The following is a 17,502-nucleotide window of genomic DNA, read 5'->3' as shown; positions in this document are numbered from 1 at the left end:
CGGTGCTGCGGCTGCGCGGGCGCGGCGTGCCGGCGCATGGCGCCGCCGCCGCGGGCGATCTCTATGCCACGCTGCGCGTTGTGATTGGCAAGTCTGACCCGGCGCTGGAAACCTTCCTGCGCGGCTGGACGCCGGAGGAGACGCCCGATCCGCGCGCCGGGATGACGGAGACGGAGGTGCCGCCATGAGCGACGGGGTGACGATCGATGTCGTGATCGCCGAGGTGGCGGGGCTGGCCCGGGCGGATCTCGAACGCTGGGTGGCGCTGGAATGGGTGCGGCCGGAGCGGGCGGAGGGACTCTGGCTGTTCCATGGCATCGACATCGCGCGGGTGCGGCTGATCCACGAGCTCGCCGCCGATCTGCGGGTGGACGAGGAGGCGATGCCGGTGGTGCTCTCGCTGCTCGACCAGCTTTACGACGCCCGCCGGCGGATGCGCGCGCTGGCCGAGGCGATCGCCGCGGCTCCGGAGGAACCGCGGCGCGTGGTGCTCGAACACATCGCCGCCGCTCAGGAGCCGCCGAACCAGTTATAGCCCTGCCGCACCCAGTAGCCGCTGGGGAAGGTGTTGGTGACGCCGAGTGCGACGATCGATTTCGGGTTCTTGTAGCCGAGTTTTGTCGGAATCCGCAGCCGCACCGGGGCGCCGAACGGGGCGGTGAGCGGCGCGCCGAGAAAGTCGAGCGCGAGGATCGTCTGCGGGTGCAGGGCGGAGGCCATGTCGATGCTCTCGTAATACCCGTCGGCGCAGTGGAACGAGACATAGCGCGCCTTCAGGTCGGCATTGACCCGCCGCAGGAAATGGCCGAGCGGCACGCCGCCCCACTGGCCGACCACCCGCCAGCCCTCGACGCAGACGAGGCGGGTGATCTGGCTTTCCTGCGGCAGGGCGCGCAGCTCCGCGAGGCGCCAGGGCCGCTTGTCGCCGATGCGGCCGGTGAGGCCGAGGCGCCAGGTGGTGAGATCGACGCGGGGCGCCTGGTCGATGCCGTAGAAGGCGTTGAAGCGCGGCGGCCGGGTGATGGCGGAGGCCGGGAAGGTCGGCGCCAGCGTGTGCGGATCGAACAGAGCGGCCTGCACCTCGTCGTTCCAGCGGGACATCGCGGTGAGCGCGCGGTCGGCGAGGTCGGGGTGTTTGAGGTTGTCGTAGTCGCAGCCGGTGAGGCTGGCGGCGGCGCCGAAGGCGAGGCTGCGGCCGAGCAGGGCGCGGCGGTTGAGGCGCGTGTTCATGGATCTTACTCCGCGGCTTCGGTCATCTTGGGGAGGGGATCGGGCAGGCGGCCGCCGGTGATCATCGCGGGCAGGACGCGCGGCACCAGGGCGACCAGCAGGACGTGGACGATCAGGAAGGCGGAGATCCCGGCCATCGCGATGAAGTGGACGATGCGGGAATCGAAGAATCCGCCGAACAGATCGGAGAGATACCAGAGCTGCACCGGCTTCCAGACCGCCAGCCCCGACAGCACGGCGAGAATGCCGAGGGCGATGACGCCGAGATAGAGCAGCCGCTGCACCGCGTTGTAGACGCCGACCTCGTGCGGCAGGCGCAGGCGCAGCGCGGCCCAGATGTCGCGCAGCACGGCGCGGGGCGTCACCGGCAGGAGCTTGCGGCGGAAATGGCCGCTCGCCGTGCCCCAGGCGAGATAGGCGAGCCCGTTGAGCATCAGCAGCCAGATCGCGGCGAGATGCCAGGCGATCGCCCCGCCCAGCCATTGCCCGATCGTCGCCCATTGCGGGAAGGTGAAGGGCAGGAAGGGAGAGGCATCGTAGATCTCCCAGCCGCTGCCGATCAGCGTGATGATGGCGACCGCGTTCAGCCAGTGCATGACGCGTAGCGGCAGGGGGTGGATGGGGCGGTGTCGGCGCATTGTCGGTTTCCTCGCCTGTTGTTGCGATGACGCCGTGATGCGCCCGCCGCCGTGCCCGGGTCGAGGTATCGAAACGATGACCAAACGGCATTGGATCGGCCGCGCCGGGCCGGTCATGTTTGCGGGGCGGACGACGATGACCGGTCCGCGAGAAACCAGACCGGGGCGCCGCCCCCCAGACAGAGGAGACCACCATGATCCGCATTCTCGCCACGACCGCCCTTGCCCTCGGCCTCGTCGCCGGCGTCGCCCAGGCGCAGACCACCAGCGCGATGGGGCATGACACGATGAGCCACCAGAGCGCGATGGGCCACACCACCGCCATGGGCCACAATGCGATGGGCCACGGCACCGCCATGGGTCACAACGCGATGGGTCACGACAAGATGGGGCACGACAAGATGGGTCACAGCGCAATGGGTCACTCCGCCTCGTAGGACGCGCCCGATCCTGTCGGATCGGACGATGCCCCGACGCATCGCAGCCGCCGCCCGGTCGTCCCGGCTCTGGCCGGGAATTGATCGGGATGGCGGCTTTGCTACACTCTGCAGGTGACGGAGACCGAACCGGCCATGGGCCTAGATGAACAACTCCAGGCAGAACGCGACCGCCGCACCGCCGACGAGGCGGTGCGCCTCGCTTACGAGGAAGTCTTCACCACACTCAGCACCAACGGCTTCCTGCCCAGCGTTCTGCCGGAGGAGGCAACGTTTCCGGATTTCGTGCTGCCGGATACCGAGGGGCGGCTCGTCTCGCTCGCCAGCCGCCTCGCGCGGGGGCCGGTCCTCGTGCAGTTCTTTCGCGGCGAATGGTGCCCGTTTTGCCGGCTGATGCTCGATGCGCTGGTGGGCGCCCTGCCGGAGATCGAGGCCGCGGGGGCATCGCTCATGGCCCTCACCCCCGATATCGGTCCCTGGGCGCGGGAGGCGAAGCGCAACCACGGCGCGACGTTCGACGTGCTGTCGGACGTCGATTGCGGGGTGGGACTCGCCGCCGGGGTGGTGTTCAGGATTCCGCCGATCTACCGGGCGCGGCTGATGCGGGCAGGGATCGACTTTGCCGACCGCCATGACAACGGCGCGGAATTTCTGCCGATACCAGCGGTGTTCCTGCTCGATGCCGATGGCCGCGTGGCCTGGCGCTTCGTCAATGTCGACTTCACCCGCCGCGCCGCCCCCGAGCGCATCCTCTCCGCGCTGCGCCGCCTCACCGCGCCGGAACGGGAGTAGACGCGATGGAGCTGACCCAGGTGCGCTATTTCGTCGCGCTGAGCCGGCTGCTGAACTTCACGCGCGCCGCCGAGGCCTGCAATGTCAGCCAGCCGGCGCTGACGCGCGCGATCCAGCGGCTGGAGGACGAGCTGGGCGGCCCGCTCGTCTATCGCGAGCGCAACCTGACGCAACTGACCGAACTCGGCCGGGCCATGCTGCCGCATCTCGATGCGATGCTGGCCGCGGCCGACAATGCCGCGGCGCTGGCCGAGGCACGGCGGCGGCAGCCGATGGCGAGTCTGAAGATCGGCCTCGGCCCCGGCGTCGGCGCCTCGGCGATCGCCGGTGCGGTGCGCGAGATCGCGACGCTGATGCCCGACCTGATGGTCCGCTTCGAGGAAGCGGCCGCGGCGATGCTGGTCGAATCGATGCTCTCCGACATGCTCGACTGCGCGGTGCTGCCCGCCGACTGCGCCCTGCCGGAACGCTTCAACCACTGGAAACTCTATGAGGAGGGGGCTGTCGCGGTCATGCCGCCGCAGCACCGGCTGGCGAATGCCGCAAGCGTCACCGCCGCCGACCTGAACGGCGAGGTGCTGCTGCACGGCGAGCGCTGCGGCGGCTTCGCCCAGGCGCTGTACGCGGCCTGCGACGGGGCGTTCCGTTTGCGCCGATGCGATGGCGGCACCGGGCACATGCTGGATCTCGTCGCCGCGGGACTTGGCATCGCCCTTCTTTCGGAACGGATGGCGGTGCCCTCGCCGCTGGTGACCTGCCGCCTCGCCGAGCCGCCGCTGAGCCGCGAGGTGCGCCTCGCCGCGATCGCCGGCCGGCCGCAGGGCCCGGCGGTCGCCGGGTTCATCAAGCTCTGCCGCGCCGGTCGGGGCCTCTGAGCCGCCGCGGCAAGGTTGATTTTCCCACCCCGCGCGCCGAATGTGCGGTGGCACGAAACGAGGCCGGAGAGGGGCGCTGTGGCAATGAACGACAAGCGGCATGACGCGATCAGCCGGTTTCCGGTGCCCGACCTCGGCGCGCTTCCCGCGGACATCCGCGAGAAGATCCTCGCCGTGCAGGAAAAGGCGGGCTTCGTTCCGAACGTGTTCCTCGCCCTCGCGCACCGGCCCGACGAGTTCCGCGCCTTCTTCGCCTATCACGACGCGCTGATGCTCCGTCCGGCCGGGCTGAGCAAGGCGGAGCGCGAGATGATCGTGGTTGCGACCTCGGGTGCCAATCACTGCCTCTATTGCGTGGTGGCGCACGGGGCGATCCTGCGGATCTATGCGAAGGATCCGGAAATCGCCGACCGGCTGGCGGTCAATCCGGGCAAGGCGCGGCTGACCCCGCGCCAGCGCGCGATGATCGATTACGCGATGAAGGTCGCGACCGCCTCGGACACGGTCGGGCCGGACGATCACGCGGCACTCTACGAACAGGGGTTCGACGCCGACGAGATCTGGGATATCGGCGCGATCGCGGCGTTCTTCGCGATGTCGAACCGGCTCGCCAACATGGCCGGGATGCAGCCCAATACGGAATTCTTCGCGATGGGGCGGCTACCGAAAGCCTGAACGGTCAGCCGGGCGCGAGGCGCCGGCCGGACCCGCCGTCAAAAACATGGAGCTGTTCGGCGGGCAGTTCGGCGCCGAGTTCGGCGGCGCCGGGCGCCGGCCCGCTGACGCGGATCGCGAAGGTTTCGCCATTGCCGAGATGGCCGTGCAGCAGGGTCTCCGAGCCGAGCGGCTCGACCAGGTCGATCGCGACGCGCAGGGCATCGGCCGATGTGGAGAGGGTCACGTGCTGTGGGCGGATGCCGATCGTCACCCCCGCGCCCTCGCGCCCCCATGAGCCGGCGGGCAGCGCGATCTCCGGCCCGGCATCGAGCCGCGCGCTGCGGCCCTCGGGCCCGAGGCGGGCGGCGCAGAAATTCATCGCCGGCTCGCCGATGAAACCGGCGACATAGGTATCGGCCGGATGGGCGAAGACCTCGACCGGCGGGGCGATCTGCGCAGCGCGGCCCTGGTGCATGACGATCAGCCGGTCGGCGAGCGTCATCGCCTCGATCTGGTCGTGGGTGACGTAGAGGCTGGTGACGTTGAGGCGCTTCTGCAGCTTGCGGATATCAGCGCGCACCTGCACCCGCAGCCGGGCGTCGAGATTGGAGAGCGGCTCGTCGAACAGGAACAGCTTCGGCTCGCGCACGATGGCGCGCCCCATGGCGACGCGCTGGCGCTGGCCGCCGGAGAGCGCGCGCGGCTTGCGCCCGAGCAGTTCCGAAAGCCCCAGCGTGTCGGCGGCATCCTCCACCCGGCGGGCGATCTCGGCCTTCGCCATGCCCTTCAGCTTAAGCCCGTAGGCCATGTTGTCGAACACGCTCATGTGCGGATAGAGCGCGTAGTTCTGGAACACCATCGCGATGTCGCGCTTGGAGGGATCGACATCGGTGATGTCGCGCCCATCGAGCAGGATGCGGCCGCTGCTCGGCGCCTCCAGCCCCGCGACGAGGCGCAGCAGGGTCGACTTGCCGCAGCCCGAGGCGCCGACGATGACCAGCATCTCGCCATCGGCGAGGCGCAGGTCGATGCCGTGCAGCACGGTCGTCCGGCCGAAGCTCTTGGTCAGTCCCTGCAGTTCCAGCGTTGCCATTACTTGTCCGTTTCGGTGAGGCCGGCGACGAACCAGCGCTGCATCGCCACCACGACGAAGACCGGCGGCACGATGGCGAGGATGGTCGCCGCCATGACGAGGTTCCAGGGCGTGAGCTGGTCCGAGGTGATCATCTGCACGATGCCGAGCACGATCGTGTCGAGCCGCCCGTTGGTCGCGACCAGCAGCGGCCAGAGATACTGGTTCCAGCCATAGACGAACAGGATCACGAACAGGGCGGCGAGATTGGCGCCGGAGACCGGCAGCAGGATGTCGAAGAAGAAGCGCATCGGCCCGGCGCCATCGAGCTTCGCCGCCTCGACCAGTTCGTCCGGCACCGCGAGGAAGACCTGGCGGAACAGCAGCGTCGCCGTCGCCGAGGCGATCAGCGGCATGGTCAGGCCGGTGAAGGTGTTGATCAGGTGGAAGTCCGACATCACCGAATAGGTCGGGATGATCCGCACCTCGACCGGCAGCATCAGCGTGATGAAGATCAGCCAGAAGGCGACCATGCGGAAGGGAAAGCGGAAGAAGGCGATGGCGAAGGCCGAGATCGAGGAGATCGCGATCTTGCCGAGGGCGATGCCGAGCGCCATCAGCGCGCTGACCATCATCATGTGCCAGATCGGCACGCCACCCTTCGCCGTGTTGCCGAAGCCGAGCGCATTTATGAACACGGGCAGGCCCGAGAGGCGCGGGATCAGCGACAGGTCGCCGCGGTTGATCGCCCCGGCCGACTGGGTGGCGCCGGAAAAGGCGACCCAGATCGGGAAGATGAAGATCAGCACGCCGAGGATGAGCACGGCGTGGGCAAGGTAGTCGGGCTTGCGGTTCATGTCGCGCGCTTGCCGGTATAGCGGAACTGGATCGTGGTGAGGACCACGATCAGCGCCATCAGGATGACCGATTGCGCGGCCGAGCCGCCGAGATCGAGATTGATCACCCCGTCGCGATAGACCTTGACCACCAGCGTCGTCGTCGAGCTGCCCGGGCCGCCGCCGGTGAGCGCGAAGATCAGCGCGAAGGCGTCGAAGGCGGCGTAGACGGTGTTGATCACCAGCAGGAAGAAGGTGGTGGGGGCGAGCAGCGGCCAGATCACGGTGCGGAACCGGTAGAAGCCCCGCGCGCCGTCGAGCGTCGCCGCCTCGATCACCGAGGCGGGCACCGATTGCAGACCCGCAAGGTAGAAGATGAAATTGTAGCTCACCTGCTTCCAGGCGGCGATCAGCACGATCAGGCCGAACGCGTCGTTGCCGTTGGTGGCGTAGTTGAAATCGATGCCGAGCCGGGCAAGGCCGTTGGAGAGCAGCCCGATCTGCGGCTGGAGCAGGAAGACGAAGATCACCGAGGCCAGCGCCGGCGCGATCGCGTAGGGCCAGATCAGCAGGACGCGATAGACCGACTGGCCGCGTATGCCGCGGTTGGCGAAGCAGGCGAGGACGAGGCCGCCCGCCATCGACAGCACGGTGACCGCGGCACAGAAGGCGACGGTGCGCAGCAGCGCCGCCTGATAGACCGGCGAGTCCAGCAGCGCGCGGAAATTGGCGAGGCCGACGAAGGTGGTGTTCAGCCCGAAGGCGTCCGTCGCCTGGACGCTTTCGGAGAAAGCGCGCCAGGCGGGAAGCAGGAAGAACAGGATCGTGATGGCGAGCTGCGGGGCCACCAGGACGGCCGGCAGCAGCCGGCCGCCGAAGAGGGTGCGTCTCTCCATCGCGCCGGCTGGTCAGCCGTGCAGGGCGCGGGCGAAGCGGTCGACCACCGCCTGGCTGCGCTGCTGGGCGCGCGCCAGCGCCTTGTGGGCCGGCGTGCCGTTCTGGATCGCGCTTTCCCACTCTTCCTCGATGATCACGCGGACTTCCGGCATGCCGCCCAGGCGGATGCCGCGCGAATACTTCGTCGGCTCCGTGCGGGTGAGCTGCTTGACCGCGAGGTCGCCGCCCGGCTGCTTTGCGTAAAAGCCCTGCTTGGCGATGTAGTCGTTCCCCGCCAGCGTTACCGGCACATAGCCGGTGGCCTCGGCCCAGCCGGCATCGTTCTGCGGTTCGGAGATGAACTTGAAGAAGCGCGCCACGGCCTCGTATTCCGCCTTGCCACGGCCCGGCGCGGTCATCGCCCAGAAGGCGGCGCCGCCGATGATCGAGTTGATCGGGCTCTTGATGATCGAGGGATGGTAGGGGAGGTAGGCGTTGGCGAAGCGGAACTTCGCGCTCTTCACCAGCTGGCCGTAGATCGAGGAGCTGTCGAAGGTGATCGCCGCCTTGCCGGCATAGAAGATCGGGCTCGGCTTGCCGTCGCGGCCCTCGTAGTGGAACAAGCCTTCCTTCTGCATCGTCAGCAGCGTGTCGAGATTGCGCACGAAGGGATGCGAGTCGAGCCGCAGTTTCGGGTTCGGGCCGCCGAAACCGTCATTCAGCGTGGCGTATTCGACATTGTGGATGGCGGCGAATTGCTCGAAATGCACCCAGGTCGGCCATGAGGTCATCACCGGGATTTCAGCGGCACCCTTCGCCTTGACCGCGCGGGCGGCCTTGATCACGTCGTCCCAGGTCGCGAGCGGGGCCTTGGGGTCGAGTCCGGCCTTCTCGAAGGCGTCCTCGTTGATCCACATCAGCGCGGTCGAGGAGTTGAACGGGGCAGCGCCCATCTTGCCGTCGTTGAGGCTGTAGTAGCCGCGCACCGCAGGGATATAGGTGGATGCCTCGATCGGCACGCCCGTCATCTCCGCGAGCTTGTAGACATCGACCACGGCGCGGCCGGCGCCGAGCATGTCGGCGGTGCCGACATCGAACACCTGGGCGATCGAGGGCGCCTTGCCGGCGCGCCAGGCGGCGATGGTGGCCGTCAGAACCTGCGGGTAGGAGCCCTTGTAGACTGCGTCGACGGCGAAATCCGCCTGGCTCTTGTTGAAGGCGTCGACGATCGACTGCAGCTTGTCGCCGAGCGCGCCACCCATGGCGTGCCAGAGCACGACCCGGGTGGGCGCTGCGGCGCGCGCGGTTGCGGCGACCAGCGCCGTGGCCGGGGCCGAGGCGATCAGGGTGCGGCGTTTCATGCAGAGTCCCCTTTTTTGAATTGGCGCTGCCAGTTAACGCGCCTGCATGTCATGGCGATGACAGTAACGTGACACATTGATGACAAGATCACGTGGCGCGGCGGCGATCAAGCCCCGTCCGCGGTTGCCGGGAGCCGCGCGCCGGCCCTATGGTCCGGGCAACGGCGCGAGGGAAGGAGCGGGCGATGTTCGTGACGGCGGGTGACATCAATGTTCATGTCAGGATCGACGGGCGGGACGGATCGCCGCCGCTGGTTCTGCTGCATTCGCTCGGGACCGACCACCGGGTCTGGGACGACCAGGCCGCGGCGCTCGCGCGGAGCTTCCGGGTCATCCGCCCGGACATGCGCGGCCATGGCCTGACCGAGTCGACGCCGGGCGATTACACCATGGCGCAACTCGCCGGCGATGTCGCCGCGGTGCTCGACGCGCTCGGCGTGGGCGCCGCGGTCATCGGCGGCATCTCGATCGGCGGGATGATCGCCCAGGAATTCGCGGCGCGGCATCCCGGCCGCACCGAGGCGCTGATGCTCTGCGACACCGCGATGGCGATCCCCTCGCTCGAATCCTGGCGCGAGCGGGTGGCGAGCGTGCGCGGGCAGGGAATCGGCGCGATCGAGGACGGGGTGCTGGCGCGCTGGGTGACGCCCGGCTTCATCGACGCGCCGCCGGCGCGCGGCCTGCGCGCGATGCTGCGCGGCACCAGCATCGATGGCTATGCGGGCTGCGCGATGGCGATCGCGATGGCCGATCTCGGGCCGACGACGCGCCGGCTCAAGGTGCCGGCCCTGGTGCTGGTCGGCGATGGCGATGTCTCGACGCCGGTGGCCAGCGCGCAGGCGCTGATGACGGCGCTGGTCGAGGCGGGGGCGCCGGATGTGCGCTTCGCCGTCATCGAGAATGCCGCGCATATTCCCACCGTCGAGAAGTCAGCGGACGTTACCCGCGCGATGCTCGACTTCCTTGCCGCCCGCGGCGGCGGCGATGCGTATGAGGCCGGTCTCGGCGTGCGCCGTGCGGTGCTCGGCCCCGCCCATGTCGCCCGTTCGCTGGACGGGGCGACGGAGTTCGACCGCGACTTCCAGCGCTTCATCACCGAAACCGCCTGGGGCAAGGTCTGGACCCGGCCGGGCCTGCCGCGGGCGATGCGCTCGCTGCTGGTGCTGGCGATCACCGCGTCACTCGGGCGCGAGGAGGAGTTCAAGCTGCATCTGCGCGCGACCCGCAACACCGGAGCGACCCGGGAGGAAATCGCCGAGACGCTGATGCAGGTTGCCGTCTATGCCGGCGTGCCGGCGGCGAATTCCGCCTTCCGCATGGCGAAGGCGATCTTCCGCGAGGAGGAGGAGGACGGCTAGGCCGCCCCGCCGCCCTCGCGGAAGCGCCGGCGGTCAGGCCCGGCCGAGTGCCGCCTTCACCCGGTCCGGCCGGAACGGCAGTTCGCGGAGCCGGATGCCCACCGCGTCATAGACCGCGTTGCTGATGACCGCCGCGGTCGGGCAGGTAGCGGGCTCGCCAGCCCCGTGCATCGGGTATTTCGGATCGTTGTTGACGATCACGACCTCGATGCTGTCCGGCACCTCGCTGAAGCGCAGGATCGGGTAGCCCACCCAGTCGCGGCTGGTCACGTGCGAGCGGTCGAACGTGACCTCCTCGTGCAGCGTGCGGCTGATCGACTGGATCACGTTGCCTTCGACCTGGTTGCGGATTCCGTCGGGGTTCACCACCAGCCCGCAATCATGCGCGACGACGACGCGCTCGACCCTGATCGTCCCGCTCTGCGGATCGACCGTGACATCGGCGATGGTCGCGACCCGACTGTCGTCGCGGTTCACCCAGGCGATGCCGCGCCCGGTGACGGGCTTGCCCCCCTGTGGCGATCGGCCGCGCGCGGGGCGGGGCTTCCAGCCATATTGCTTCGCCGCCGCCTTCAGCACGTCGATCGCGCGCGGATCCTTGAGGTGCTTGAGGCGGAAGTCCAGCGGATCCTGCCCGGTGGCGGCGGCGAGTTCGTCGATGAAGGATTCCATCGCGAAGGTCGTCTCGTACTGCGCGGGCGAGCGCAGCCACGCGGTGCGCAGCGCGACCTTGCCATCGCCATGCGAGGAGACCTCGGCGTTCTCGAACTGGTAGGCATAGGTGATCGCCGGCAGGCCGTGGCCGACCGAGCCAACGAGATCCGGGCGGCCGATCAGCTCGGCGGCGATCAGCGTGGTGTCGAGGAAGGTCGGAATCCACATCCGGTGGCGCCAGGCGGTGACGTTGCCCTTGGCGTCGATCGCCGCTTCGAGGTCCTGCGCGATTGGCGGCCCCTTGGGCTCCCAGCCGTGCTCGTCCCAGCGCATCCACTGCACGCGGACCGGCCGGCCCACCGCCTGCGACATCAGCGCCGCGTCGGCCACCGCGTGTTCGAGCCCGTTGCGGCCATAGGCCCCGGCAGCCTCGAACCAGCGCAGTTCGATCTGGTCGGGCTTCATGCCGAGCAGCTTCGCCATGTCGCGCCGCGCCTCGTGCGGCATCTGCGTGCCGGACCAGAAGATCGCCCGTTCCTTGTTCACATCGGCCACCGCGCAGGAGGGGCCGATCGAGCCATGCATCTGGAACGGCGTCTGGTAGGTGGCCTTCAGCGTCTTCGCGGCGGTTGCCATCGCGTTGTCGACCGAGCCGCGGTTGGCGACCATGGTGGTCTTGCCGGGGGCGTCGCGCACCACGTCCCAGATCCGGTCCATCGGCGGCAGGCCGTCCCATTTGGACCATTTCGCCGGGTAGGCATCGGGGCCCTTCGGATGCAGCACCGAGCCGAGCTTCGCCGCGGCCTGGATGGCGCCCCACTCGGTCTCGCACACGACACCGAGGAAATTGTCGCGCCGGACAAGCTGCACGAAGCCGGGAATGTCCTTCACCGCGGAGACGTCGACGCTTTCCAGCTTCGCATGCACGCCATAGGGGCGCACCACGCGGCCATGCAGCATGCCCGGCACCCGGACGTCCTGGATATAGGTGAAGTCGGCGAGGATCTTGCCCGGAATGTCCTTGCGCGGAACCGAACGGCCGACGACCGTATAGTCCGCCGGGTTCTTGGGCTTCGCCTGCGGTGCCACCTTCATGCCGAACGAGGTGCCGCTGGCGCCGATCTTCATGTCGAGCCGCTTGCCGTCGACGAGCTTGCCATAGGTCACGGTCTTGCCGGGCGCGCCCTTCACCGACACCACGCCGTCCTTCACCGTGAGCGCGTCGGCCTTCGTGCCGAAATGCCGGGCGGCGAGGTCGAGCAACGCGGCACGGCCGGCGGCGGCGGCCTGGCGGATCTGCGGGCCGGCATAGCGGATGGTGCGGCTGCCATAGCTGGGGCCCTGATTGACCGTTTCCGCGGTGTTGCCCATCACCACGCCGAGCCGATCGACCGGAAAGTCGAGTTCCTCGGCCGCAATCTGGGCAAGGGCGGTCTCGGTGCCGGTGCCGACATCGACCTTGCCGGTGAACAATGTTGCCGTGTTGTCCGGGTGCACGGCGAGCCAGGCATAGAGGCGATCTGCCGGCGGCGGGGCATGGACGGTGCCGATCTTCTGCGGCGCCTCGGCGGCCTCGGCGCGGCCGAACAGGCTGAAGGCGATGAACAGCCCGCCGCTGCCCTGCAGGAAGACGCGACGGCCGACGCCGTTGACGGCGTTCATGGGGTGCCTCCCTGGGCGGCATGACCCGTGGTGACGCGCTCGACCGCGCGCAGGATGCGCATGTGCGTGCCGCAGCGGCAGAGATTGCCTTCGAGCGCGGTCTTGATCTCGTCGCGCGTGGCGTGCGGCTTGCGGTCGATCAGGGCCTGCGCGGTCATGATCATGCCGTTGATGCAGTAGCCGCATTGCGCGGCCTGTTCGTCGATGAAGGCCTGCTGCAACTTGTTCGGCTTGCCGTCGGAGGACAGCCCCTCGAGCGTGGTGATCTTCTGGCCGACGGCCGCCTGCAGCGGTGTTACGCAGGAATGCACGGCGTTGCCGTTCAGGATGACGGTGCAGGCGCCGCATTCCGAAAGCCCGCAGCCGAATTTCGGACCGTGCAGGCCGAGATTGTCGCGCAATGCGTAGAGCAGCATGCTGTCGGGCTCCGCCTCGACCATATGCACCTGCCCGTTGACGTGGAGTTCCAGCTTCCGGGTCATGGCCCCTCCTTGGTTGACCGGAGCGGCGCCCGACGAGACCCGGCGCCGCATATCGCACCCTCATCTATGGATTGTATCACCTTGTTTCACCGGCAGGCGCCGGCGGAGACCGAAAAAAGTCAGGACGGATGCCCGATTGCCGGGGCCGCGTCCTGGCGGGGCGCCGGTTCGGCCTCCGCCGGAGGGCCGGCGGCGCGGTCGATCGCACCCGCGGCGATCAGTGGCGCGGCGTCGATTCCGCTGGCGTCGAGCAGCGAGCCGACGCGTTCGAGCGCGGCAAGAATCATTGCCCGCTCCCAGAGCGGCAGGCCCTGGAAGCGGTCGCGGAAGCGCTCCTGCAACAGGTCCGGCGCGCGCCCGAGCGCGGCGCGGCCCGCATCCGTCGCCGCCAGGATCACCTGGCGCTTGTCGCGCTCGCCGCGGCGGCGGGTGATCAGCCCGGCGGCAACGAGGCGGTCGGCGATATTGGTGATGGTCGCCTGGCCGAATTGCAGCGCCGTGGCGATGGTGCCCGGCGTGGCGTCGCCCCGGCGGTCGATTTCCTGCAGCACGAGGAATTGCGAGGTGGTCAGCCCCGTCGCCGCGTAGAGGCGGTGGCTGCCCTGGTCGGTGGCCCGCAGGATGCGGCGGATGGCCCGCAGCGTCGCGCTGGTGAGATCTTCGTCCATGCCCGCATGGAGCCTCAGAACGGCGCCGTTTGCAACGGGAATATATTTCAATAATCGAAAGATATTTCATGGACATTATGGGCGCTTCGGCGAAAACATTCACAAAAAACTTGATATTTTCAAATATTTTCGTATCTCTGGTTTCACGTCGCTGCCTGTGGTGGCGCGACACGGGACAAATCTGTTTCGGAGGATGAAATAATTCCGGGCCATATCGACAATCTGGCGGCACCGTGCGGCAGCGCGGTGGCGCTGCGTCGGCCGACCGCGGCCGATGGTCCGGCGGTGACCGCGCTGATCGCGGACTGCCCGCCGCTCGATGCCAATTCGGCCTATTGCAACCTGCTGCAATGCACCGATTTCGCCGAAACCTGCGTGCTCGCCGAGCGCGAGGGCGCGGTGGTCGGCTGGATTTCGGGCTACCGCCCGCCGTCAGACCTCTCGCGCATCTTCGTCTGGCAGGTCGCGGTCTCGTCCGCGGCGCGGGGCATCGGCCTCGGCGGGCAGATGCTCGATGCGCTGCTCGACCGTCCCGCCACGGCCGGCGTGCGCGCCCTGACCACCACCATCACCGAGGCGAACACCGCGTCGTGGCGGCTGTTCGAAAGCCTTGCCCGCCGGCGCGGCGGCTCGTTCGCCCGGGCGGTGCGCTTCGACCGCGCCGCCCATTTCGCCGGCCTGCACGACACCGAGTTCGAGGTGACGATCGGCCTTCCCCAGCCCGTCGCCGAACCAGCACGAAAGGACATCTCATGACCGATCTGCCGCGCCCCTCCCGGCGCAAGCCGGATACCGCGATCTACGAGCGCATGGAGTCCAGGGTGCGGAGCTACTGCACCGCGATCCCGCGCCAGTTCACGCGGGCCGAAGGCGCCTGGCTGCATGACAGCCACGGCGGCCGCTACCTGGATTTCCTCGCCGGCTGCTCGTCGCTGAATTACGGCCACAATCATCCGGTGCTGAAACGGGCGCTGATCGACTATATCGCCCGCGACGGCATCGCTCATGGGCTCGACTTCCATACCGACGCCAAGGCCGAGTTCCTCGACGCGCTGGAAACCGTGATCCTGAAGCCGCGGGGCATGGATTATCGCGCCATGTTCGTCGGCCCGACCGGAACCAATGCCGTCGAGGCCGCGCTCAAGCTCGCCCGCAAGGTGACCGGCCGGCAGACCGTGATCGCCTTCACCAACGGCTTCCACGGCATGACGCTCGGCGCCCTCGCCTGCACCGGCAACGAGGGCAAGCGCGGCGGCGCCGGCGTGCCGCTCGCCCATGTCAGCCACGAGCCTTATGACGGGTATTACGGCCCGGAGATCAACACCGCCGACCTGCTGGAGCAGCGCCTTGCCGACGGCTCCTCGGGCCTCGACGCGCCGGCGGCGTTCCTGGTCGAGACGGTGCAGGGCGAGGGCGGGCTGAACGCCGCCTCCGCCGGATGGATGCGCAAGATCGCCGCGCTCGCGAAGCGCCACGGCGCGCTGCTCATCGTGGATGACATCCAGGCCGGCTGCGGCCGCACGGGGCGCTTCTTCAGCTTCGAGGAGATGGGCATCCGCCCCGACATCATCACCCTCGCGAAATCGCTCTCCGGCATCGGCGCGCCCTTCGCGCTGACCCTGTTCCGCCCGGAACTCGACCAGTGGAAGCCCGGCGAGCACAACGGCACGTTCCGCGGCAACAACCACGCCTTCGTCACCGCCGCCGCGGCGATCCGCCATTTCTGGAGCGATGACGCCTTCGCCGCCGACATCGCCCGGCGCGGCGACCTGCTCGGCCGCCGGCTCGATGCGATCGCAGCACGGCATGGGATGAGCACGCGCGGCCGTGGCATGATGCAGGGCATCGATGCCGGCACCGGCGAGATGGCCGAGCGCATCACCGGCATCGCCTTCCGTGAGGGGCTGGTGATCGAGACCAGCGGCGCAGATGGCGAGATCGTCAAGGTGCTGGCGCCGCTCACCATCGATGACGACCTGCTGGCGGCCGGGCTCGACATTCTCGAACGCGCCGTGAACGAGGCCACCGCGCCCACCTACAGCGTCGCCGCCGAGTGACGGGCCGCGACACGAAGCAAGGAGCAGAAACATGATCATCCGGACTCTGAAGGAGGCGCAGGCCTCGGAGCGAAAGGTCGTCACCGATGGCTGGGACAGCGTGCGCATGCTGCTGCGCGACGACGGCATGGGCTTCTCGTTCCACATCACCACGATGTACGCGGGCAAGGAGCTGCGGATGCACTACAAGCATCATTACGAAGCCGTCTTCGTCCTGAGCGGAGAGGGCACCATCGAGGATCTCGACGCCGGCGAGACGCACCAGCTGAAGCCGGGCGTGCTCTATGTGCTCAACAGGCACGACCGCCATGTGGTGCGCCCGAAGACCGATATCGTCACCGCCTGCGTGTTCAACCCGCCGGTCACCGGGCAGGAGGTGCATGACGCGTCCGGCGCCTATCCGCCCGCCCCGGTCGGCGAGGCGGCCTGAGGACCCAGTCCGCAACGAACGAAACGTGGGAGAACAGACAATGGACGATCTCTATCCGTCGCGCCGCGAACCCACCCCGTCGCTGCTGCCGCGCCACGATCCGGTGGTGCATGGGCGCTGGGCGCCCGGCGCGCCGCTGAGCGACGAGCAGACGCGGTTCTACGACACCAACGGCTATCTCGTGCTGGAGAACGTGTTCGACCCCGCCGAGATCGCGCTGCTGCAGTCGGGGTCGATGGATCTGCTGGCCAACCCCGCCGGGCTCGACCGCGAGACCATCATCACCGAGCGCGGCAGCGACGAGGTGCGCTCGATCTTCGCGATCCACGCGCAGAACGAATTGCTCGGCCGTCTCGCCGCGGATTCGCGGATTGCCGGGGTGGCGCGCTTCCTGCTGGATGACGACGTCTACATCCATCAGTCGCGGCTCAACTACAAGCCGGGCTTCGATGGCAAGGAGTTCTACTGGCACTCCGATTTCGAGACCTGGCATGTCGAGGATGGCATGCCGCGGATGCGCGCGTTGTCGATGTCGATCCTGCTGGCGGAGAATACCGTGAATAACGGGCCGCTGATGGTCATCCCCGGCTCGCACCGCAAATATCTCACCTGCGTCGGCGAGACGCCGGAGAACCATTACCGCTCCTCGCTGAAGAAGCAGGAATACGGCGTGCCCGACCGCGAGATGCTGACCGCGCTCGCCAGCGATCACGGCATCGTTGCGCCGACGGGCAAGGCCGGCACCGTGGTGCTGTTCGACTGCAACACGATGCACGGCTCGAACGGCAACATCACGCCGTTCCCGCGCTCGAACGCGTTCTTCGTGTTCAACGCGAAGGCGAACAGCCTGGTCGAGCCGTTCGGCCCGAAATCGCGGCGGCCGGACTTCATCGCCGACCGCGCGTTCACGACCGTCGACATCGTGAAGGGCCCGCTGGTGCGGCGCGAGCGCGCAGCATGAGTATGGCTCCGAGTGTCGAGAAGATCGGCGGCACGTCGATCGCGGCGACGGACGCGGTTGTCGGCAACGTGCTGATCGCCGGCCGCGCCGGCCGCGATCTCTACCGGCGGATCTTCGTGGTCTCTGCCTATGGCGGGATCACCGACCTGCTGCTGGAGCCGAAAAAGAAGACCGACGCCGCGAAGCCGCCCGGGCTTTATGCCAGCTTTGCCGCCGATGGCGAGAAGGGCGACTGGCGCGACGCGCTCGATGCGGTCGCCGCCGCGATGCGCGCCCGCAACGAGGAGGTGTTCGGCACGTCGCCCGAGCGCGCCGTGGCGGATGACTTCGTCGCCGCCCGGATCGGCGAGACCCGCGCCTGCCTCGACGATCTCGACCGCCTGCGCGGCCACGGCCATTTCCGGCTCGACGAACCGCTCGCCACCCTGCGCGAGCTGCTCGCCGGGCTCGGCGAGG

The 17,502-nt window shown here is 68.5% G+C and carries 19 protein-coding genes and 3 pseudogenes; 13 read left to right on the top strand and 9 right to left on the bottom strand.

Features of this window, described 5'->3' with window-relative positions; genetic code table 11:
• Together APM_RS13975 and APM_RS13970 are read left to right on the top strand one after the other, a co-directional pair.
• Window positions 1-188 (top strand): annotated as a pseudogene (locus APM_RS13975) (J domain-containing protein); the annotation flags it as partial.
• Complete coding sequence (locus tag APM_RS13970; RefSeq protein ID WP_007424014.1) at window positions 185-535, top strand: chaperone modulator CbpM; 351 nt, start codon at window positions 185-187, stop codon at window positions 533-535. The pseudogene APM_RS13975 and the gene APM_RS13970, both read left to right, overlap by 4 nt.
• On the opposite strand, the gene APM_RS13965 is transcribed toward APM_RS13970, so the two are convergent.
• Both APM_RS13965 and APM_RS13960 read right to left on the bottom strand, forming a co-directional pair.
• Window positions 511-1,230 (bottom strand): molybdopterin-dependent oxidoreductase, encoded by a 720-nt coding sequence (locus tag APM_RS13965; protein WP_007424013.1) that lies wholly within the window; start codon window positions 1,228-1,230, stop codon window positions 511-513. The two genes, APM_RS13970 and APM_RS13965, sit on opposite strands and share 25 nt — an antisense overlap.
• 5 nt (window positions 1,231-1,235) lie before the next feature.
• Window positions 1,236-1,868, bottom strand: a complete 633-nt coding sequence (locus APM_RS13960; RefSeq protein WP_012040469.1) for a cytochrome b/b6 domain-containing protein — start codon at window positions 1,866-1,868, stop codon at window positions 1,236-1,238.
• A 194-nt stretch (window positions 1,869-2,062) separates the two neighbouring features.
• Here APM_RS13960 and APM_RS13955 point away from each other — a divergent pair, with 194 nt between their 5' ends.
• From APM_RS13955 to APM_RS13940, 4 genes are all read left to right on the top strand, one after another.
• On the top strand, window positions 2,063-2,305 hold the full coding sequence (locus APM_RS13955; protein ID WP_007424011.1) for a hypothetical protein: 243 nt from the start codon (window positions 2,063-2,065) through the stop codon (window positions 2,303-2,305).
• A gap of 135 nt (window positions 2,306-2,440) precedes the next feature.
• On the top strand, window positions 2,441-3,097 hold the full coding sequence (locus tag APM_RS13950; protein ID WP_007424010.1) for a peroxiredoxin-like family protein: 657 nt from the start codon (window positions 2,441-2,443) through the stop codon (window positions 3,095-3,097).
• Window positions 3,098-3,102: 5 nt separating this feature from the next.
• Window positions 3,103-3,972, top strand: a complete 870-nt coding sequence (locus tag APM_RS13945) for a LysR family transcriptional regulator (RefSeq protein ID WP_007424009.1) — start codon at window positions 3,103-3,105, stop codon at window positions 3,970-3,972.
• Window positions 3,973-4,056: 84 nt separating this feature from the next.
• Window positions 4,057-4,647: a peroxidase-related enzyme gene (locus APM_RS13940; protein ID WP_007424008.1), complete on the top strand. Its 591-nt coding sequence runs from the start codon at window positions 4,057-4,059 to the stop codon at window positions 4,645-4,647.
• Window positions 4,648-4,651: 4 nt separating this feature from the next.
• Here APM_RS13940 and APM_RS13935 read toward each other — a convergent pair whose 3' ends face one another.
• Genes APM_RS13935 through APM_RS13920 form a run of 4 tightly spaced genes read right to left on the bottom strand, consistent with a single transcriptional unit; the run spans window position 4,652 to window position 8,774 of the window.
• A complete protein-coding gene (locus APM_RS13935; protein WP_007424007.1) occupies window positions 4,652-5,722 on the bottom strand; it encodes an ABC transporter ATP-binding protein in 1,071 nt (356 codons plus the stop codon).
• A complete protein-coding gene (gene ugpE / locus APM_RS13930; RefSeq protein WP_007424006.1) occupies window positions 5,722-6,558 on the bottom strand; it encodes a sn-glycerol-3-phosphate ABC transporter permease UgpE in 837 nt (278 codons plus the stop codon). The genes APM_RS13935 and ugpE overlap by 1 nt, the downstream gene beginning before the upstream one ends.
• The gene (locus APM_RS13925) at window positions 6,555-7,433 is read right to left on the bottom strand and encodes an ABC transporter permease subunit (RefSeq protein WP_007424005.1); all 879 of its coding nucleotides are present in this window, start codon (window positions 7,431-7,433) and stop codon (window positions 6,555-6,557) included. The genes ugpE and APM_RS13925 overlap by 4 nt, the downstream gene beginning before the upstream one ends.
• Window positions 7,434-7,445: 12 nt before the next feature.
• Complete coding sequence (locus APM_RS13920) at window positions 7,446-8,774, bottom strand: extracellular solute-binding protein (protein WP_007424004.1); 1,329 nt, start codon at window positions 8,772-8,774, stop codon at window positions 7,446-7,448.
• 149 nt (window positions 8,775-8,923) lie between these two features.
• On the opposite strand from APM_RS13920, the pseudogene APM_RS23125 reads away from it, so the two are divergent.
• A pseudogene (locus APM_RS23125) lies at window positions 8,924-9,703 on the top strand (alpha/beta fold hydrolase); the annotation flags it as partial.
• 21 nt (window positions 9,704-9,724) lie between these two features.
• A complete protein-coding gene (gene pcaC, locus APM_RS23120; RefSeq protein WP_371259410.1) occupies window positions 9,725-10,132 on the top strand; it encodes a 4-carboxymuconolactone decarboxylase in 408 nt (135 codons plus the stop codon).
• A gap of 33 nt (window positions 10,133-10,165) precedes the next feature.
• Here pcaC and APM_RS13910 read toward each other — a convergent pair whose 3' ends face one another.
• From APM_RS13910 to APM_RS13900, 3 genes are all read right to left on the bottom strand, one after another.
• Window positions 10,166-12,448 carry a molybdopterin cofactor-binding domain-containing protein gene (locus APM_RS13910; RefSeq protein ID WP_007424002.1) on the bottom strand — a complete coding sequence of 761 codons (2,283 nt, stop codon included), beginning with the start codon at window positions 12,446-12,448 and terminating at the stop codon, window positions 10,166-10,168.
• Window positions 12,445-12,930, bottom strand: coding sequence for a (2Fe-2S)-binding protein (locus APM_RS13905; protein ID WP_007424001.1), 486 nt, complete (start codon window positions 12,928-12,930; stop codon window positions 12,445-12,447). Before APM_RS13905 ends, APM_RS13910 begins: the two co-directional genes overlap by 4 nt.
• A 119-nt stretch (window positions 12,931-13,049) precedes the next feature.
• Entirely contained in the window at window positions 13,050-13,598 is a 549-nt protein-coding gene (locus APM_RS13900) for a MarR family winged helix-turn-helix transcriptional regulator (protein ID WP_007424000.1), read from the bottom strand.
• A gap of 246 nt (window positions 13,599-13,844) precedes the next feature.
• Between APM_RS13900 and ectA the strand changes: the two genes are divergently transcribed.
• The 5 genes and pseudogenes from ectA to APM_RS13875 all read left to right on the top strand — a co-directional run.
• On the top strand, window positions 13,845-14,354 hold the full coding sequence (ectA, locus tag APM_RS13895; protein WP_007423999.1) for a diaminobutyrate acetyltransferase: 510 nt from the start codon (window positions 13,845-13,847) through the stop codon (window positions 14,352-14,354).
• Window positions 14,351-15,655, top strand: coding sequence for a diaminobutyrate--2-oxoglutarate transaminase (gene ectB, locus APM_RS13890; protein WP_007423998.1), 1,305 nt, complete (start codon window positions 14,351-14,353; stop codon window positions 15,653-15,655). Before ectA ends, ectB begins: the two co-directional genes overlap by 4 nt.
• A gap of 31 nt (window positions 15,656-15,686) precedes the next feature.
• A complete protein-coding gene (locus tag APM_RS13885) occupies window positions 15,687-16,085 on the top strand; it encodes an ectoine synthase (protein WP_007423997.1) in 399 nt (132 codons plus the stop codon).
• 40 nt (window positions 16,086-16,125) lie between these two features.
• Entirely contained in the window at window positions 16,126-17,046 is a 921-nt protein-coding gene (thpD, locus tag APM_RS13880; RefSeq protein ID WP_007423996.1) for an ectoine hydroxylase, read from the top strand.
• Window positions 17,043-17,502: pseudogene (locus APM_RS13875) on the top strand (aspartate kinase); the annotation flags it as partial. The gene thpD and the pseudogene APM_RS13875, both read left to right, overlap by 4 nt.

Source organism: Acidiphilium sp. PM, assembly GCF_000219295.1.
Lineage (GTDB): Bacteria > Pseudomonadota > Alphaproteobacteria > Acetobacterales > Acetobacteraceae > Acidiphilium > Acidiphilium multivorum.
This window is presented reverse-complemented; position numbering and strand designations above follow the sequence as displayed.

Coding starts and splice junctions, on each gene's coding strand:
- APM_RS13900 (WP_007424000.1), bottom strand. CDS start 13,598: ATGGACGAAGATCTCACCAGCGCGACGCTGCGGGCCATCCGCCGCATC.
- APM_RS13950 (WP_007424010.1), top strand. CDS start 2,441: ATGGGCCTAGATGAACAACTCCAGGCAGAACGCGACCGCCGCACCGCC.
- APM_RS13935 (WP_007424007.1), bottom strand. CDS start 5,722: ATGGCAACGCTGGAACTGCAGGGACTGACCAAGAGCTTCGGCCGGACG.
- ectB (WP_007423998.1), top strand. CDS start 14,351: ATGACCGATCTGCCGCGCCCCTCCCGGCGCAAGCCGGATACCGCGATC.
- APM_RS13940 (WP_007424008.1), top strand. CDS start 4,057: ATGAACGACAAGCGGCATGACGCGATCAGCCGGTTTCCGGTGCCCGAC.
- APM_RS13925 (WP_007424005.1), bottom strand. CDS start 7,433: ATGGAGAGACGCACCCTCTTCGGCGGCCGGCTGCTGCCGGCCGTCCTG.
- APM_RS13955 (WP_007424011.1), top strand. CDS start 2,063: ATGATCCGCATTCTCGCCACGACCGCCCTTGCCCTCGGCCTCGTCGCC.
- ugpE (WP_007424006.1), bottom strand. CDS start 6,558: ATGAACCGCAAGCCCGACTACCTTGCCCACGCCGTGCTCATCCTCGGC.
- APM_RS13945 (WP_007424009.1), top strand. CDS start 3,103: ATGGAGCTGACCCAGGTGCGCTATTTCGTCGCGCTGAGCCGGCTGCTG.
- pcaC (WP_371259410.1), top strand. CDS start 9,725: ATGCTCGACTTCCTTGCCGCCCGCGGCGGCGGCGATGCGTATGAGGCC.
- APM_RS13910 (WP_007424002.1), bottom strand. CDS start 12,448: ATGAACGCCGTCAACGGCGTCGGCCGTCGCGTCTTCCTGCAGGGCAGC.
- APM_RS13905 (WP_007424001.1), bottom strand. CDS start 12,930: ATGACCCGGAAGCTGGAACTCCACGTCAACGGGCAGGTGCATATGGTC.
- APM_RS13960 (WP_012040469.1), bottom strand. CDS start 1,868: ATGCGCCGACACCGCCCCATCCACCCCCTGCCGCTACGCGTCATGCAC.
- APM_RS13920 (WP_007424004.1), bottom strand. CDS start 8,774: ATGAAACGCCGCACCCTGATCGCCTCGGCCCCGGCCACGGCGCTGGTC.
- thpD (WP_007423996.1), top strand. CDS start 16,126: ATGGACGATCTCTATCCGTCGCGCCGCGAACCCACCCCGTCGCTGCTG.
- APM_RS13965 (WP_007424013.1), bottom strand. CDS start 1,230: ATGAACACGCGCCTCAACCGCCGCGCCCTGCTCGGCCGCAGCCTCGCC.
- APM_RS13885 (WP_007423997.1), top strand. CDS start 15,687: ATGATCATCCGGACTCTGAAGGAGGCGCAGGCCTCGGAGCGAAAGGTC.
- APM_RS13970 (WP_007424014.1), top strand. CDS start 185: ATGAGCGACGGGGTGACGATCGATGTCGTGATCGCCGAGGTGGCGGGG.